The organism is Methanohalophilus mahii DSM 5219 (assembly GCF_000025865.1).
In the GTDB taxonomy this organism is placed as follows: domain Archaea; phylum Halobacteriota; class Methanosarcinia; order Methanosarcinales; family Methanosarcinaceae; genus Methanohalophilus; species Methanohalophilus mahii.
Genome location: NC_014002.1, coordinates 1563668 through 1581301, shown reverse-complemented (window position 1 = coordinate 1581301; position 17634 = coordinate 1563668). Strand labels below are relative to the sequence as shown.

Below are 17634 nucleotides of genomic sequence, written 5' to 3'. Positions count from 1 at the left end.
TTATCTCCGTTTGTATTAATACCAGAAGTTTGATATTATTAGTAATAATATCTGGAGATGTGAATGTCATGAAAAAAGAAATGATGAACATCCTTGCCTGTCCCCTGTGCAAAGGGGAGCTAGTTCTAAATATAAGTAGTGATGAAGGGGAAGAGGTTATTAGTGGTACCCTCTATTGTGCTGCATGTGACGAATATTATCCCATCGAGAAAGGTATTCCCAATATGCTTCCTCCTGAAATGAGAGACTAAACAGGTGAATCCGCATTGCAACAGATACATATCAACAGACTTGGTGTAAATTCCATTGAATTTGATATTCCTTCTGTTGAGGTTTCCCTCTCTCCCGGTGGGGAACAGAGTTTTGAGATTGTGATAATCAACTATGGTTCGCCTACCCATGTCAATTTTTCCATTTCAGAAAATCTGGATGGTTATGTAACTTTCCTTGATGACAATCCTTATGTGACCCATGAAGAATACGTGCCCGTTGTTGTCAGGATTCCTCATGATGGCCGGGTATTCAGTAGTGGCACAATTTTTGTTACCATGGGATATGGCTCCAAAACAGAATCATTTGCTATAAACATAGGACAGAAGGACAACGTACGAATTCCGGTAGAGGAAGAATCGAAAATTGAATCTGTCCATATTCCTTCACCCCCTTCTTCTGCATCAAAGGCTAAATGGAGCATGGATTTTGGCCAGTTCCTTAAGAAATCCATCACTCCAGATGATATTAAATTAGTCATCCTTCTGTTCATGTTAATTGGTTTCCTCTTTGGTGCCTATTATGTAATATCATCTGTTAACCTAAATCCTGCTGGTTTTTCAACCAGTTTTTATACATCTCTGGCGATAGCTATTCTTCTGACTTTATTATTTGCTTATATGTTAACCAAACTACCTGTTTTCAGGAAATAACGAGGTATTCAGAATGAAATATATTATAATCACAGGCGGTGTTATGAGTGGTCTCGGTAAGGGGATTACTGCTGCTTCTGTAGGACGGAACCTGAAAAACAAGGGACATAAGGTAACCGCCATCAAAATAGATCCTTATATCAATATTGATGCTGGTACTATGAGTCCTTTCCAGCACGGTGAAGTTTATGTGCTGAAAGACGGCGGTGAAGTAGATCTTGATCTGGGTAACTACGAACGGTATCTTGATACTGAACTAACATGGGACCATAACCTGACTACCGGTAAGATATACCAGTCTGTTATTGAAAAGGAAAGAAGGGGTGAATATCTTGGTAAGACAGTGCAGATCATTCCTCATATAACCAATGAAATAAAGGACCGTATTCGTAGGGTTGCAGCCAAAAGTGGTGCTGATATCTGTCTGATTGAAGTCGGAGGTACAGTGGGTGACATTGAAAGTATGCCGTTCCTTGAAGCGGTCAGGCAGATGCACAGGGAGGAAGCTGAGGAGGACATTATATTCCTTCATGTAACCCTTGTTCCTATTGATGCTCAGGGTGATCAGAAAACAAAACCCACACAACACTCGGTCAAAGACCTGCGCCAGCTTGGTTTATCTCCCGATGTAATTGTTGCGCGATGTAAAAACCCTCTGCATGAAAGTACCCGTGCTAAAGTATCCCTCTTCTGTGATGTTCCAAAGGAAGCTGTAGTAAGTGCCCATGATTCAAATGATATTTATGATGTCCCTCTCCTGCTGGAAGAACAGGGACTTACAGGTTACATGATGCAAAGACTCGATCTGGTCGCCAAACAGCAAGATCATGCCTGGGAAGATATGGTCAAAAGAATGAATGCCGGGACCGGGGATGTCAGGCTTGCAATTGTTGGGAAATATACCAATCTTGAGGATTCCTATCTAAGCATTAGGGAATCCCTGAAACATGCAGCAATAGAAGTTGGATGCAAGGTAAGGACAGACTGGGTAAGTTCGGAATCCTTTGATGAAGATCCCGCGGCAATCAATACACTTCAGGAGTATGATGGTGTGCTTGTTCCTGGTGGTTTCGGAGAACGGGGTGTAGAAGGCAAGATCCAGGCGGTAAAGTTTGCCCGGGAAAATGATATTCCATTCCTGGGACTGTGCCTTGGCATGCAACTGTGTGTGATTGAGTTTGCACGTAATGTAGCGGATATGGAAAACGCCAACAGTTCCGAATTCGATGAAAATACCCCATATCCTGTAATCGATCTCTTGCCGGAACAGGAGAATATAGTAAATATGGGTGCCACAATGAGACTGGGGGATTATGAAGCCATTCTCAAAAAAGGTTCACTGGCAGAAAAAATCTATGGAACAGATACCATAGTCGAGCGCCATCGTCACCGCTATGAGGTAAATCCCAATTTTGTAGATCGGCTGGAGGAGAAGGGAATGGTATTTTCAGGCAAGAATCGCAATCGTATGGAAATAGCCGAAATACCTTCCCATAGTTTTTTCTTTGCTTCCCAGTTCCATCCCGAATTTCGTTCAAGACCCGGCAGGCCCTCTCCTCCTTTCAGGGCCTTTGTGGAAGCAATGTTTAAGAAAAATAATTAACTCATATCTGCGGGTTCTGCTTTCATGTATTCCCTGAGGATGGTGGTCGCATAACTTCCTTTGGGCAGGCAGAACTCCAGTATAACTTTTTTCTTCCCTTCATTTAATTCATCATCTTCAATTGTGTAAGCCGGTTTGACATTCAACAGGATTTCCCTTCGCCTGCCCTTTGAGGTGATACGAGGGATTTCGGGAATACGGAAATCTTTCTGTTCAACACCTGTCTCATGGAGTATTTCTTTTTCTATATTGCCCGGTGCGCTGTTCGTAAATTCGGTGGATGTGCCGATCAGTGGGGCTGTCACAAAAGCTCTGCCTCTGCGAATCAGATTATTGATTCCTTTTACCTTGGAGAATGTTACAGTTTCAAGCCGGGAGGTATCGGGCAGCCCCTGTTTATTCTTAAAGCACACGATATCACCTTCAATTGCTTCATTGAGGGGCAGTTTTTCCCGGATTCTCCTGCAGATTATCCGATTGTAGATATATGACTGGTAGGCATGGACAAACATATTCCGCATATTGGAACTCAATTCTCCGAATGCTCCTGCAAAATCGTCCGGATTGTTCACAAGATAGTGCATCATTGCCCTTTCGTAGCGCAACTGAACCGGATATTCTTTCAGGCTTTCAATATAGTTGCGCTCCTTATAGAAACGGTCTCGCACAAGCCTTGTTTTCTCATGCTCATCTGGAAAACTCAAACCAATATAATCGATTGCAGCTTTCTCAATATCTCCCCTTACTATCGATTCTCCCACAAGGTGGGTGATGGGACGGCGGGAGCCAAATCTCTGGATCCCGAAAAAGTTGGGTACTCCATCAAGCTTTCTTATTGTGGAAGTGATACTCAGGAGTCTGCTATCAAGTTCCTCCTCTGGCAGGTCAATATCCCGGACAATGATTTTGAATTTATTTCCCACAAGGTCTCCCAATCCCACATCTTTGTTGGAGCTGCCCAGTACTTTCAAATTCACATCTTTAAGTTTTATCCTTTCAATATCTTCAGCCTCAAGGTCGTATATACTTATACGCTGGGTGGTAAGTGCCCTTTTATCCTTGGTACCGGCAAAACCAAACCTTTTGGAACTGATTCCCATAATTCGGGACATGTCCCTTATCAGGTGGTGGGTTTCCCAGTTCTTTTTCGTAAGTTCGAGGATCAGGTATTTACCTTCCTTGCCTTCCTCCCTCTCCGTGACTTCCTCAACAACAAAATCTTCACTAATTTGTTTCAACTTTCCGCCGATACCTTCTGTTTCGGTCACATAAAGGTCGATACCGGTTTGTTTTTCTATATCAGGCACTTGCATGGATAATCCTCATCTTGCGGCAATATCTATTACTGTTACATTTGTTTGCCTGGTGTATGTCCAGCCGTTTTCTGTGGGAGCGGTTTCCACCGGCAGGCTTCCTGCATACATGCCTGCCGAGGGGTCAAGAAGTAACCAGCAACCATATTTGTCGGTTGCATAATATATGGGCACACATCCGTAGTATTGCTCCATGGCCCCCGAGATACGATCGAGGTCTTCCTCTGTTCCTATGTAAACTGCCGCATAGGCATGTGTTTCGGTCAGGTATATCCGGGATGTGCCCCCAATTGCTTCTACCAGGGAAGCCATTGTGATGGCGTAATCATCACAATCTCCTGCCCCGATTTCCAGGGTCTCACCCGGCCCGACCCAGTAATCCGATCCCCTTGGATCGCTGATATAATCCACATCTTCTATTAAATTATCATAGAGGGCACATACCTGGTAAATATTGTATTTGCCGGGATATTCTTTTGCTGCTTTTGCAGCTTTGCTTCTGACCTGTGGATCGGATGAATTGACAAGGGAGTTTATCTTTTCGAAAAGATAGGCCGGGTTGTACGTATATTGTGGATTCACTTCTGCTGCAGCCGCCCGGGTTTTGATTTCAATTGTGTCAAAATTCTGCATCCCATAATCGTGCCATTTACCCGATTCGGAAGCTGCCATTATCTTTATAAAAGGCTCTAGTTTTATTGTCATTTTGTCGGGTACGTCAAAACAGGCATATCCCAGTTCTTTTTGTTCTCCCGGAGGTATCAGGTATCCACTTTCAAAATCGAATATGCCACTTCCACTTGCCGGCCGGAGGCCGTATCCATATACGTAAATTTCACTATTTCCCGTATTTGTGATGGTCATTTTGAGCATACCGGTATTTTTCCGGACAGGTTCACCATAACTGTAAGCACTTGATATGCTGTAGCCCGGGGACAGTATATTACTTTGGGTGGGTTTTTCGTCATATTTTTGATCAAGAATGTTTACCTGTGGGTATGTCAGGGTTTGTGTATCGAGTTCGTAGGCAGTTTCCATACTCCTGTCAGCGGGTATAGGAATTTTTTCCTGCAGAATTTCCGGATTCTGGCCGCCGATATAGACAAGTATGCCAATCAGGGCTACCAGTAAAATGAACCCCTTTTTCCCCATTGTATCATCCTTTAAAGCAATTTCAGGGAACCGGTAATACGTTCTATATCTTCGTTTGTTGCGGGCCCTATGCCAAGAGCAGTGACAGTGCCCGGCTTTATCTCGGTCAGGCCGGCATCCTGTATCAGGGCGGTTGGAATGTTCTGGGCCCGGGCGATTTCCCTCAACTCATAAAGGTCCCTTTCGGCGGGCACTTTGAGCACTACTTTCTTCTGTCCTTCGGCTTTCCATTTTGAATATATTCTGGAATCTGCCTTCTCGGATGCTGACACTGCTGCATGGGCCACCTGTACTGCAAGTTTTCCCTTTGATAATTTCAGGTCCTGTCGGATCACAATACATTGTTTGTAGGTAAACATTTCAACGTCCTCTTTAGGAAATCAGGTCAGAGTCTTTCCATAAGGTGGTCTATTATCTTCTCTGCCGGATTTATTCCCCATGTTCTATAAATACCTGCCCCGGAAGGAGTTGCATTGACTTCCAGCACCATGTTACCGTCTTTTCCTTCTATCAGGTCCACTCCTGCATATTCGGCCCCTATTTTTTCACATGCACGGATACAGAGTTCTTCCTGCTCTTTTTCCAGCATACATTTTTCAGTATTTCCACCCTGGCTGAGATTGTTTAACCATCCCTTTTCCGCTTTTCTGTAGATGGCCCCGATTACTTCATCCCCAACAACAAAGGCACGTATGTCCCTGCCGGGATTTGCTATATATTTCTGGATGTATAACATCTTCCTCTCATTCATCATCCTGCTCACAAATTCCCTTGCCGGTGTATCATCCAAATTCCCATCAGGAAGGATTAGTTGTCCATTCTTGATTCTGGATATTCCCATGCCTTTATACCCGAATAAGGGCTTGATGATAGCATCCCCGAATGATTCCAGGGCATTCATGGCATTTTCTATATCCTGAACACCTTTTGTAGGAGGTACCGGTATATTTGCTTCTGCCAGAAGGTATGTAGCATGATATTTGTTTGCTGCATTCTGGATTGATGCCGGTGAATTGATAACAGGTATCCCACAGCTTTCCAACTGGCGTAAAATGTCAAACCTGAAAATGACTCCTTCCCCATTGCCTCCGCCGGCATCCCTCACAATGATGGCATCAAGATCATGCAGGTTAATTTTACCTGCGTGATAGGTTATGTTTGTCCCGATAGTCACTTCTGCATCTGCAAGATTAATCGGGATAGGATTAATGCGGTTGCTAGACGCGGCTTCTATTAGAGATTTTGTGGTCCAGTCTTCAGGATCGGTTATGAGTATTCCTATTTTTTTCATCCGGATTTAATGTAATCCTGATCGGATAATTATGTTTTTGTCCCGTAAGTGGGAAAAAAGTGACATGTCTTTTATCAGACATGCCCGATATCAGTATTTCCTGAAATTTCCGTGTTTGTGGTGCACAGGTCCTCTGTGCTTAATTTATGGACATCATCGTTGCCAGTCAACCGGGCAAAATCCTTCAGTTCCTCCGTTGAAACTCTCAGGAAATGCTCCAGTTTTTTAGCCGAATATTCGATCTTCAGTCTCTTTCGAAGCTCCGGATCCTGGGTGGTAACCCCTACAGGACACTGTCCGGTGTCACACAAACGATATTGCTGGCATGCACATGCCATAAGAGCGGCAGTACCTATTGCTATGGCATCGGCTCCCATTGCAAGTGCCTTTGCAAAATCAGAGGAAACCCTCAGGCCACCTGTGATTACCAGTGAGATGTCCTTTATGTTCCTGTCATCCAGAAATTTCCTGGCTCTGTACAGGGCGAACAGTGTAGGCATTGAGGTTGCCTGTTTGACAAACTTCTTTGCAGCCGCGGTTGCTCCTGGTCTCCCGTCGATTGTAATAAAATCAGGTTCTGCATGGATTGCAACCTCAAGATCTGCTTCGATATTGCCTGCTGCTATCTTGATGCCGATTGGTTTGCCCCCGGATTTTTCCCTGAGCCATGAAACCTTGTTCTTGAGGTCATCTTTGTTCTTAATGTCCTCATACCGGGACGGAGATATAACATCCACTCCTTCAGGAAATCCCCTGACTTTTGCAATTTCAGGAGTTACTTTCTCGGCCGGCAATTGTCCTCCCATCCCGGGTTTTACTGACTGGCCGATCTTTATTTCGATGGCATCCACTTTTTTGAGATTCTCATCAGTGACACTGTACCTGTTGGGTACGTATTCGAATATGTATTTGTGTGCCTTTTCAAAAGATTCCTGCAGGATTCCGCCTTCCCCTGAACACATGGCGGTTCCCACAGCAGCACTCCCGGTTGCCAGGGAGATCTTGACCTCCCTGGAGAGTGCTCCGTATGACATATGGGTAATGTAAAGAGGAGTATCTATCATAGGGGGTTGTTTTGCTTTTGGACCGATTGTTGTACCAGTATTCACTGCTTCTTCGTGGTTTAAAGGAAGTTTTGCAAGTTGGGCCCCTTTTATAAGTATATCGTCCCAGGAGACCACGTCCATTTTTGTTCTCATGGGTTCGATTATGGATTCACCTGTGACGGATATCTGGTGGATATCTGACATATGGCTTTCCAGTTCATCTGATTCCCTTTTCCACTCCCCCAGATACCCACCCAGCTCCTTGTCGAGGGTGGTTATTGACATCCTGCTTTTTGCACCACAGTGGGGACAGGTTACAACTTCATCGACATGGGTCTGAGCCTTCTTCTCTTTTATGGGTTTTAAGTGGGTCTTATTCGCTTTACAGATAGGACATTCCCAGTCATCAGGGAAATCCTCGGGTTTTGTATCCGGCTTGATATCCGTAAGTGAATTTCCCCTATCGTCGTCGTACTCAAAAACATTACAGATCTCGCATCGGTATTTGGACATTGTATCACATTTTGCTATCTTACTTTTGTTTTCCAGGAGGGATTTGCGGGATATGCAGGTTCAATGTGGGCACATATAAAATTACAATATATTTTCCCTGACGTACTGCACGGAATATGTATGTTCAAAAAAAGATATTATGGAAGGATTACTTCCCAAGCTGTTCCTTCTCGGATCCCCTGGTACAGTAATAGACGTTAGTAAGCCCCATCTCTTCGGTTACCGGACATCCTCCGCAGATACAGCCACTCTCTTCATTAATACAGTCACTTTTGCCGATGGTTGGGAAGCAATAGCCTCCCTTTTCCCCGCATTCGACCCACGAGGGACAGCTTGGGCATATGCACATGGATATTACCATTTCTTTCTTTTGTTCCATTTCCTCAGGACTCATTTCTTCTGGCATTCATTACACTCCCTATTATATTTTATAATCATAGAATATATGATCTATGTCTCTTATGTATCTAACTGTTGCCTCTGAAAAATGTATAACAAAGTAAATTATCATACCCCGCTTTCATCGAACTGGTCATATATTGTGTTCATCTGGTCACTATTTGTGACTACCACTAACTCGTCTCCCTTCTTAATTTTGGGATCCTCTCCTGCCAGAATAAAATTTGACTCTCGGTAGAGGCCTACAAATGCACTTTCTGAGGGAAGGGAGAGTTCTGAAAGATGCTTTCCAGCAGTTTTATCGCCTATGATTGTACTGATGAAACGTACATTGGAACGTACAAGGTTACTTAGTTCCATTGTGTCCACACCTCTTAGTACATCCGATATTATCATGGAAGAAGTGTTCGAAGGATTAATGATATGACGGAATCCCAGTTTCCTTGCCACTGCCATGAACTGCTCTTCATTTGTTTTGACAATAATTTTTTCAGTATTGGAACTTCTGGCTATCAAGCCTATCAGGATATTGTTCTGGTCGTTATCTGTACAGGCGACAACAGCATCAGCTTTCTCGATTTCTGCTTTTTCAAGTATGTCGGGCTTGGTTCCTTCGGCATTGATGATCGTACAATCAAATGACTCGGCAAGTTTTTTGGCATGTTCAGCATCCCGTTCTATCAGGATGATTTCGTATCCCTGCTCGATCAGGTTCTTGGTCAAATGTTGTCCCAACGCCCCACCGCCTACTATTATGACTCTCATTTATATTACTCCTTATCTTGCTCCCTGTATCCAGGTCCTCGGCATAAACAATATTAGTATTGGTATGATTTCAATCCTTCCAAGAAGCATGTCAAAACACAACACAAGTTTAAGTATTGAAGGCATAGTTGCATCTGTTACCCCTGCAGAAAGGCCGACTGTACCAAGTGCACTTGAAACCTCAAATATGGCATTTTCCGTACCAATGCCATGAAGCATCAGGATATATGTTGAAACAATAACGATGACCACATAAAGGGCCACGAAAACTGTTATCTGGTACATTTCATCGTTTTCTATAATGCGGCCTCTGATCCTGAATGGTGTGACCGTTTCTTTGGGCAGAAAGAAGCGCAGGAATACAAACCGGATAAGCCCCGCAAGTACTATTAGTCGGAATATCTTGATTCCGCCAGCTGTGGAACCTATGCTTCCTCCTATCCACATAAGACCGCTTAGGGCTGCCTTTGATGAATCGGGCAAAACCGACATGTCAAGGGTTGAAAAACCTGCTGTTGTGAGGGCAGATATGACCTGAAAGGCGATTTCAGTAGTCCCCAGCTGTATTCCAGGGTCTTGCAAAATAGAAAAAGTGAAGATAAGAGTCCCTATGCCCGCAATGATGAAAAAATACCTGAGTTCAAGGTTTTCTGCTATTTTTTTGGGATTTTTGAGGACCTCTGGGTACAGTTCAAAATTGATTGCCCCCATTATACAGGCTATGGCGATAGTCAGGGGGACTAGAATATGCCCGAATTCCCCGACACTGCCTGGTCTTGTGGAAAAGCCACCTGTTGAGACACTGCTCAGGCCGTGTGCTATCGCGTCGAACAGTGACATACCACTCAGCAGAAGAATGGCTGTTGCAATAACCGTTATTGCCACATAGATTTTCCCAATCAGGCGTGTGGTTGAAACCACGGTTGGTTTTATCGGTTTTTCACCGGAATATGCTTTGTATATCCTGAAAGCAGAGGCTCCGGGGTTGACAAATACCGAGAGGGCTATCAGTATGATGCCTATACCACCTACCCATTGGGACCATGCCCGGCTAAACAGGAAAACAGGTCCTGCATCAGTGGGGGCCACACTGAGTCCTGTGGTGGTAGTTGCGGAAACGCTCTCAAAGAATGCATCAATAAAAGGCATACCCGTTGTAAGGGACATTGGTATGGATGAAACGACAGATATAAGTGGGAATGCAAGAGCTGCAAGTACAATGGCATCCTTTGTTTCCAGCTCATATTCCGGGAGTACCTTATAGATTGCAAACCCTAACATTCCTGTAATGATAGATGTGAGTGCATAATAATAGGCAGATGAAAAATCGCCCAGCAGTAATGCCGCTCCCACCGGTACGGTTAAAACCAAGGCAAATATCATCAACAGGTAACCTATGTATTTGGCTACAGCATAGGTGTTGATGGGAGATACCAATTCATACATAATACATAATATGAAATTAAGTTTATATTTGTATTCTATTTGAGGCTACTTTTGGGTATATAATCACAATATTTTGTTGCGATCAAATCATCAGTTATCCCCAATGCTCTCTCCCTGGATGCCTTTTATCTTCATCCAGCATGCAGTTAGGTCGGCCGCCCTTTCCACGGCATCCACAATGACGCTGTCAGCGGTTGCGATAACTCCAAGATGGCCTGCCTGTTTGAGGTCGAAATCCACATTTTTTGATGTCCTGACTTCTACCGTGAAAGGGTATTTTGTTGCTCTCCTGCGGATATATTGTGCAAGTTTACCGCTGTTGCTCATCTGGCTGTCAAGAAGGATTGTTGCAGAATTTACTGCCAGTACCGAGAGTGTGGTCAGCATCTCATCGACCGCCTGATAGGTTGTAGTTGTATTGGTGTGGTTCTTGAAAATTCCGCGGGTGTCACGCAGGAATCCATCGTCTGCAAACCATACTGTCTCATTCTGAAGCACGCTTTCCATTGTTATCAGTACATTGTATCCGTCTATGAAGATATCACATCCTTTAAGTTGAGAGCATGTGAGCCTTTTCTCATTGCGCTTGGCTGCGGTCTCCGGGTCAAATACAAGTCTTGTGAGGATGTGTCTTTCTTCCTCTGCCAGGCGGTAATGGTTGCTGACAAACCTGATTGCACCTTTTCTCCTGTATCCCCGGCAGAGAAGGTACCTTATGTCGGCTGCAGGTTCCTTCAGTTTATTTTTGAGTTTTTCGACTGATGCGCTACCTGCGGCAGATGTCATACCTGAAAATCTCTTTCGATAAGTTTTATACCTGTTGGCAACCACCCTTTAATGGTGATTTTTTGGAAATACTATGGCTTGATCAGGATGATGTGAAATCCCTGCTGGACATGCCTTCAGCTCTGGAGGCAGTGGAAATGGCCTTTGCCCAGCATGGCAGGAATAAGGTACAGATGCCACCCAAATCCTATCTTTATTTTACCGAACATAATGGTGATTTACGCACAATGCCCGCCTTTCTGGAGGAAGAGGATGTTGCAGGTGTCAAGGTAGTAAATGTTCATCCTGAAAACCGTAAGGTAGGCTTGCCTACGGTTATGGCGACTGTTATACTTAATTCCACGTCTACTGGTGCGCCCCTTGCCATGATGGATGGTACATACCTCACGGATATACGCACCGGCGCAGCAGGAGGTGTGGCAGCTCGATATCTTGCACGTGAAAGCAGCAGTGTCGTGGGGATGGTGGGAGCAGGTAACCAAGCCAGGACACAATTAGAGGCTATATCGAATGTTTTCGATCTTGAGCAGGTATATGTGTTTGATCTGGACACTTCAAGGGCGGAAAAATTCAAAGAAGGAATGGAACCAGTTGCATGCTGTGACATAACAGTGGTTGATAGTATCCAGAAAGCCTGCAATGCGGATATTCTGGTAACCACCACTCCTTCAAGACAGCCAATCATCAAAGCACAATGGTTGGCGGAGGGTATCCACATCAATGCTATCGGGGCTGATGCCAGGGGCAAGGAAGAGCTGGATCCCTGCATCCTCCGGAAATCAAGGGTTGTGGTCGATGATATGGCACAGGCTACCCATTCCGGGGAAGTGAATGTTCCCCTTTCAGAGGGTTACATCCGACAAGAAGATATCTTCACCCAGCTGGGTCAGATAGTTGCCGGTCTGCATGAGGGCCGTGAATCGGATTCTCAGGTCACAGTTTTTGATTCAACGGGACTTGCGATACAGGATATTGTGACCGCCAATCTGGTTTATAAAAAAGCAAAAAATAAAGGTATAGGCTCGAAGGCAAAATTGTTCTGATTATGTCTGGTAAGGGCAGGTAGCCCCTCACCTTTTGCCCCTTATTGTCTTAAATCCGCCGACTCTTTCCTCACAGATCTGCCTGTGACGTTCTTCCTCTTTAGAGATATGTTCCATGTCCTTGATGAAAGCCTTCTGGTCATTTTCATCAGGAAGCAGTTCTTCAATTATATGGGGCTCGGTCTCAGTGATATTCTTGTAAACATCTCGTGCAAGGATTTCATATTTCATTATTGCTTTGAACATTTCGGGACTATCCATATTCTCAAAATCAAATATTTTTTGAGGAAGCCCTCTTGGTATTTTATCTGGAAGTGGGATATCTGTCTTTTCCATCCAGTTTTTGAGTTTCAGGCCGTGTTTGTTTGAATCATTTGCAAGTCTTTCAAGGGCATCCAGATCTTCTCCCATGAGTTCGATGCATGACTCCCATATGACAAGTTGTTCCATTTATGTTTCTATCCAGTACATTTTCTGTAATTGGGATTTCAGAGTTTCTTTATCTTTAAAGCCGGTCACAAAATTCACCCTTTATATTATTATATTATATAATATTATATTATATGTATTATATTTTTTATTTCCGACGGGATATCTATAAATAATACTCCGGGAGTACTGGAAGAATACCGGTGTATGTTAATGAAAGCGGTTTGTTTACTCAGCAGTGGATTGGATTCTCTCGCATCCCTTGCGATAGCTTCTGCAAAATACGATGTACAGATTGGTCTGACCTTTGATTATGGGCAGCTGGCTGCGGATGCAGAGATTGACCACTCCCGGCAGATATGTGCTCATTATGGCATTCCACATCGTGTAATTTCATTGGACTGGATGAAAGATATTACTACAACATCCCTGGTAAACCGGCAAGGGTGTTTACCGGATATGGCCGGGGCAGACCTTGGGAAGAGGGAAGTGACTTCTGAATCTGCCGCAAATGTCTGGGTTCCCAACAGGAACGGCTTGATGGCAAATATTGCTGCCTCTTTTGCCGAAGCCCTGGGTTGTGGCTATATTGTTGCCGGTTTCAATGCCGAGGAAGCCGCTACTTTCCCGGACAATTCCCCGGAATTTGTGGACTGTATCAACAGGGCTTTTTCTTATTCCACTCTCAATGGAGTACGACTGATATCTCCTGTGCTTGAAATGGATAAAGTGGCCATTGTAAAGGAAGCAGTGCGGGCGCAGGCTCCTCTAGGTTTAAGCTGGAGCTGCTACCAGGGCAAAGAAAAACCCTGTGGATTGTGTGAAAGTTGTGTCAGGCGGGCACGGGCTTTCCAGAAAGCAGGTGTACAGGATCCGGCAGTGGAGGACATATAATGGGAATTGAAGCGCATATAATGGATGAGACTTATGATTATGACGGCAGCCAGATATCCTCTCTCTGGGCTTACCAGATGTTCGGGATACAGGCCGATTCTGTGGTGGCATTCAGAGGACAATGTGATGTGCAACTAGCACACATGATAGATCTTGAGGACAAAAGGGAAAACGAATCCATTGTATCTGCGGACATGCTTCATTTCATCATTGAGCATTTCGATTCCACCGACCTTAAATTGATCTACAACAGGCAGCGGCTTTTCACAGCTCTTGTTGCTGAAACTCTTTCTTCTATGGGAATCATGACTAACAGGGAAGGGGATGATCTTTTTTTCAATGGGAAAAAACTGACGGTATCCATTGCAAGCACATCTGCTGTCTCACAGAAGATACATTTTGGCATCAACGTATCCCATGATTTTTATGGCAACCTGGAAGAATGTGGTATTGCTGCAGAAAATACCCGGCAATTGCTGGAAGCTATCACAGGCAGATACATTAAAGAGATGGAGGATATCGAAGGAGATCTTCGCAAATCCCGGCCTCTGGATGTGGTTTAAGTGGAAACGAAACCGGTGTCCGAGATATTCTGTGCGGTACAGGGAGAGGGTCCTTATGTAGGGGTGCGGCAGGCCTTTGTCAGATTTGTTGGGTGTAATCTGGATTGCTCTTACTGTGATACTCCTCTCGATGAGCCGGATCATTGTCTTTTTGAAAAAGTGCCTGGAAGCGGTGAATTTGAGAAACTCTCACCCATGCTTTGCGCTTCAGACATTGAGGAGAGGACTAGAGCATTTGTTAATCTGCATTCGGTATCCCTGACAGGAGGGGAACCTCTTTTACATGCAGAATTCATCAGGGGTCTGGATCTGCCTGCCCCTGTTTATCTTGAAACTAACATGACCCTGCCTGAAAAAGCGGCGATTGTGAAGGACTCGGTGGATTATGTGGCCGGGGATGTGAAATTACCCGAAGAATTTGAAGGGAGTAATTTTGTTGAACACCTCGAACGTACATACAAGTGTTTCCGCACACTTCAAAGCAATCAACACAGGGATTGTTTCTGTAAAATAGTAGTAACTTCTTCAACTAAACCGGCTGAAGTGATGGATGTTGTAGAGCAGATATCCGATTACATAAGCTGTGTGGTATTACAGCCGGTCACACAGCACACAGGGGCTACAGATATACGGACAATACTTTCCCTGCAGGAAAATTTACTCGAGATCAAAAACACTCTAATAATCCCTCAGACTCACAAAATGTGGGGGTGCCTATAATGACAAAAATGAAACTTGGAGTAGAGGAATATATTGACAGTGCCCATTATCTGCCCGGGCATGAAAGTTGTGGTATAGTTCACGGTCATACCTATAAAGTGGAAGTTGTCCTTGAAGGAGAGAAAAAGCCATCCGGGATGGTCATTGATTTCTATGACGTAAAACAGACTGTCCGTTCGACTTTGAAAGAGTATGATCATTGCATGCTCAATGATATCCTGGAGTATCCAAGTTCGGAAAATCTCTGTGAGCATATCTATAACCGCCTATCCCAGCAGCTGGATTTCCCTCTCTCTGTGAAGGTCTGGGAAGGACACGGCAAGTGGTGCCAGTTAAGTGAGATTGACTGAGCAGAATTCCAAAACCTATATCTAGATGTGACTCAATAGCAACATAAGATTTGTCTAGAGTGGAGGAAATATTTTGGCCACAGAGAGCGGAAAGGACCCTGAGGAATGTCTGTCGGAAGAAGACCGGGACTCGATAAAGAGGCTTATTGCCCAGCATCCCTGCTATAACAAGGATGCACAACATAAATTTGGAAGGATTCATCTGTCGGTGGCTCCTAAATGCAATATTAAATGTAAATACTGTGACCGTAAATATGATTGCGTAAATGAAAGTCGGCCCGGAGTCACAAGTGAAGTTTTAAATCCACAACAGGCACTTGAAAAAACACAAAAGGTATTGGAAGAATATCCTTTCATTAAAGTCGTGGGTATCGCCGGTCCGGGTGATCCTCTTGCAAATGAGGAAACCTTTGAGACTTTCAAACTTATAAAACAACATTTCCCGGATGTCACTCTCTGCCTGAGTACCAATGGTCTGGCTCTGCCTGCCAGGATACAGGATGTCCTGGATTCCGGCGTTTCCACATTAACTGTTACTTTGAATGCCATTGACCCTGAAATAGGGGCAAAAATTGTGGATCATGTAAACTATAATGGTAAAACCTACCGGGGTGTCGAAGGAGCCAGCATTCTTCTTGAAAACCAGCTTGAAGGTATCCGCAAGGCTGTGGAAGCAGGACTGGTTGTTAAGATCAACACGGTGCTTGTTCCGGGTATCAATGAGGATCATATTATCGAGATTGCACAGAAACTCAATGACATGGGTGTGTATATCATGAATGTTATGCCTCTTATATGTCAGGCCGATTTTGCTGACTGGACTGCTCCTACTCCACAGGAACGCAAAGCTGTACAGGATTCCTGTGAACCATATGTTCAACAAATGCGCCACTGTCGCCAGTGTCGGTCCGATGCTTATGGGCTTCTGGGTAAAGATCTTTCTCAAATGAGCGAGGAACGTCGTAATATGGTTAAAGTCGATGCTCTTAAAAAGGCCGAATCCGTCAAAAAAAATCTTCTGATGATGCGTCTGAATAAATGAGGAGTTTTTCAATTGGATGTACATACCCTTGCCCAAAAGTTGCACGACTTTGAGGGTGTATCCCGCAAAGCACCTATCGCAGACATTGCACGTATGTTTGATGACGTGAGGGAAAGTTATGGGGGTACTGTCGTTGATATGGGTGATGACGCTGCAATAATTGATATTGGTGGCGATGAAGTCATCCTGTTTGCGGCTGATGGGATATGGGGCAGGATCACAGAAGCAAGTCCGTGGTGGACGGGTTATACTTCTGTTGTTGTAAATATTAACGATATATCTGCTATGGGGGCACGGCCGCTTGCCATGGTTAATGTGATGTCTTCTTCTCACAAGGATGTATGTGACGGTATGTTGCAAGGTATGAAAGACGGTGTGAGAAAATTTGGTGTGCCTATGGTTGGAGGCCATCTGCATCCTGACACACCTTACAATTCACTGTCAGTCTCCATTATAGGAATCGCAAAGAAGGATTGTGTCATCCGCAGTGACACCGCCTGTGTGGGTGATACAGTTATTGTCGGCTATGATATGGATGGTCGTGTGGGGAAAAATTCTCCTTATAGCTGGGATACAACTTCTTTCAAGGATTCTGAAACCGTTCGCTCCCGGTTCATGATAATGCAAAAGATCGGCGAAAAGCACCTTGTGACCGCCGGCAAGGACATCAGTAATCCGGGAACCATAGGTACACTTGGAATGCTTTGTGAGACCAGCATGGTGGGTGCAGAGGTAGACCTGCGGCAAATCCCTAAACCTGCAGATGTTGCCCTGGACCAGTGGCTGATGATTTATCCCGCAACCGGTTACATTGTGACCGCAAAAACGGAAAATGTTGATGAATGCCTGAATGTATTCGAAGAAGTGGGTATCACTGCTGCAGTCATCGGGAAAATTGATGATAGTTGTTGTGTGAAAGTAACCGATGGTAAAGATTTAGCAGATGTTTTTGATTTCAGCAAGGATTTAATAACGGGGATCAAAGAGTAATTTCATTCGGATCCCACGTAGGCTTTCAATTCATCATAAAGATACTGTTCTGCTGCCTGAACGGCTTCCAATTCTCCCCTGAGTACTATAACTTCCCTTTCATCACATTCAACAATGTTTACACCTATCTTTCTCTCAAGGGGTTCAAGATCGAATTCTTCAACAAGGTCATAGACCAGGTATGAAGGAGTGCCCGGAGGGATTACTAGGTCATACAGCCCTTCGATTTCAGCTCCCATCTCATCTTCCATTTTCTCCTTGCTCAGTTTTAGGTCTTCGATGGTCAGTTTTTTTACCATAAGTTCACCCGTAACGCATATCTTGAGGCTAAATTGGTTTTTCTGGTATTATAATTTGTCCATGGTT

21 protein-coding genes are annotated in these 17634 nt (G+C 44.3%); 10 read left to right on the top strand and 11 right to left on the bottom strand.

Annotated features, from left to right (window positions below; translation table 11 throughout):
- Positions 1–68 precede the first annotated feature (68 nt).
- Genes MMAH_RS07905 through pyrG form a run of 3 tightly spaced genes read left to right on the top strand, consistent with a single transcriptional unit; the run spans position 69 to position 2526 of the window.
- Positions 69–251, top strand: coding sequence for a methytransferase partner Trm112 (locus tag MMAH_RS07905; protein ID WP_013038025.1), 183 nt, complete (start codon positions 69–71; stop codon positions 249–251).
- Positions 252–266: 15 nt separating this feature from the next.
- Positions 267–923, top strand: coding sequence for a DUF7524 family protein (locus MMAH_RS10225; RefSeq protein ID WP_013038024.1), 657 nt, complete (start codon positions 267–269; stop codon positions 921–923).
- A gap of 13 nt (positions 924–936) precedes the next feature.
- The gene (pyrG, locus tag MMAH_RS07895; RefSeq protein WP_013038023.1) at positions 937–2526 is read left to right on the top strand and encodes a glutamine hydrolyzing CTP synthase; all 1590 of its coding nucleotides are present in this window, start codon (positions 937–939) and stop codon (positions 2524–2526) included.
- Here pyrG and truD read toward each other — a convergent pair.
- From truD to MMAH_RS07850, 9 genes are all read right to left on the bottom strand, one after another.
- Positions 2523–3839, bottom strand: a complete 1317-nt coding sequence (truD, locus tag MMAH_RS07890; protein WP_013038022.1) for a tRNA pseudouridine(13) synthase TruD — start codon at positions 3837–3839, stop codon at positions 2523–2525. The genes pyrG and truD overlap by 4 nt on opposite strands.
- Positions 3840–3848: 9 nt before the next feature.
- A complete protein-coding gene (locus tag MMAH_RS07885) occupies positions 3849–4991 on the bottom strand; it encodes a transglutaminase-like domain-containing protein (protein WP_013038021.1) in 1143 nt (380 codons plus the stop codon).
- Between the two features lie 11 nt (positions 4992–5002).
- On the bottom strand, positions 5003–5350 hold the full coding sequence (gene pth2 / locus MMAH_RS07880; protein ID WP_013038020.1) for a peptidyl-tRNA hydrolase Pth2: 348 nt from the start codon (positions 5348–5350) through the stop codon (positions 5003–5005).
- A gap of 26 nt (positions 5351–5376) precedes the next feature.
- A complete protein-coding gene (gene mptN, locus MMAH_RS07875) occupies positions 5377–6282 on the bottom strand; it encodes a tetrahydromethanopterin:alpha-L-glutamate ligase (protein WP_013038019.1) in 906 nt (301 codons plus the stop codon).
- A gap of 74 nt (positions 6283–6356) precedes the next feature.
- Entirely contained in the window at positions 6357–7841 is a 1485-nt protein-coding gene (locus MMAH_RS07870) for a glutamate synthase-related protein (protein WP_013038018.1), read from the bottom strand.
- A 148-nt stretch (positions 7842–7989) separates the two neighbouring features.
- Positions 7990–8247 carry a DUF2769 domain-containing protein gene (locus MMAH_RS07865; RefSeq protein WP_013038017.1) on the bottom strand — a complete coding sequence of 86 codons (258 nt, stop codon included), beginning with the start codon at positions 8245–8247 and terminating at the stop codon, positions 7990–7992.
- A 101-nt stretch (positions 8248–8348) separates the two neighbouring features.
- Positions 8349–9005 (bottom strand): potassium channel family protein, encoded by a 657-nt coding sequence (locus MMAH_RS07860; RefSeq protein ID WP_013038016.1) that lies wholly within the window; start codon positions 9003–9005, stop codon positions 8349–8351.
- Between the two features lie 12 nt (positions 9006–9017).
- Positions 9018–10451 (bottom strand): TrkH family potassium uptake protein, encoded by a 1434-nt coding sequence (locus tag MMAH_RS07855; RefSeq protein WP_013038015.1) that lies wholly within the window; start codon positions 10449–10451, stop codon positions 9018–9020.
- A 90-nt stretch (positions 10452–10541) separates the two neighbouring features.
- Positions 10542–11237, bottom strand: coding sequence for a DUF434 domain-containing protein (locus MMAH_RS07850; RefSeq protein ID WP_013038014.1), 696 nt, complete (start codon positions 11235–11237; stop codon positions 10542–10544).
- A gap of 62 nt (positions 11238–11299) precedes the next feature.
- Here MMAH_RS07850 and ala point away from each other — a divergent pair, with 62 nt between their 5' ends.
- Positions 11300–12280: an alanine dehydrogenase gene (gene ala, locus MMAH_RS07845; RefSeq protein ID WP_013038013.1), complete on the top strand. Its 981-nt coding sequence runs from the start codon at positions 11300–11302 to the stop codon at positions 12278–12280.
- A 27-nt stretch (positions 12281–12307) separates the two neighbouring features.
- On the opposite strand, the gene MMAH_RS07840 is transcribed toward ala, so the two are convergent.
- The gene (locus tag MMAH_RS07840; RefSeq protein ID WP_013038012.1) at positions 12308–12730 is read right to left on the bottom strand and encodes a hypothetical protein; all 423 of its coding nucleotides are present in this window, start codon (positions 12728–12730) and stop codon (positions 12308–12310) included.
- A gap of 192 nt (positions 12731–12922) precedes the next feature.
- Between MMAH_RS07840 and queC the strand changes: the two genes are divergently transcribed.
- The 6 genes from queC (at position 12923) to MMAH_RS07810 (ending at position 17268) form a co-directional block, all read left to right on the top strand.
- Entirely contained in the window at positions 12923–13603 is a 681-nt protein-coding gene (queC, locus tag MMAH_RS07835) for a 7-cyano-7-deazaguanine synthase QueC (protein ID WP_048902175.1), read from the top strand.
- Positions 13603–14166 (top strand): DUF366 family protein, encoded by a 564-nt coding sequence (locus MMAH_RS07830; RefSeq protein ID WP_013038010.1) that lies wholly within the window; start codon positions 13603–13605, stop codon positions 14164–14166. The genes queC and MMAH_RS07830 overlap by 1 nt, the downstream gene beginning before the upstream one ends.
- On the top strand, positions 14167–14886 hold the full coding sequence (locus MMAH_RS07825; RefSeq protein WP_013038009.1) for a 7-carboxy-7-deazaguanine synthase QueE: 720 nt from the start codon (positions 14167–14169) through the stop codon (positions 14884–14886).
- Positions 14886–15236, top strand: a complete 351-nt coding sequence (gene queD / locus MMAH_RS07820) for a 6-carboxytetrahydropterin synthase QueD (protein WP_013038008.1) — start codon at positions 14886–14888, stop codon at positions 15234–15236. Before MMAH_RS07825 ends, queD begins: the two co-directional genes overlap by 1 nt.
- Positions 15237–15309: 73 nt before the next feature.
- Positions 15310–16278, top strand: coding sequence for a nitrogenase cofactor biosynthesis protein NifB (gene nifB, locus MMAH_RS07815; RefSeq protein ID WP_013038007.1), 969 nt, complete (start codon positions 15310–15312; stop codon positions 16276–16278).
- Between the two features lie 12 nt (positions 16279–16290).
- Entirely contained in the window at positions 16291–17268 is a 978-nt protein-coding gene (locus MMAH_RS07810) for a methanogenesis marker 2 protein (RefSeq protein WP_013038006.1), read from the top strand.
- A gap of 2 nt (positions 17269–17270) precedes the next feature.
- Here MMAH_RS07810 and MMAH_RS07805 read toward each other — a convergent pair whose 3' ends face one another.
- A complete protein-coding gene (locus MMAH_RS07805; RefSeq protein ID WP_013038005.1) occupies positions 17271–17567 on the bottom strand; it encodes a hypothetical protein in 297 nt (98 codons plus the stop codon).
- Positions 17568–17634: the final 67 nt, after the last annotated feature.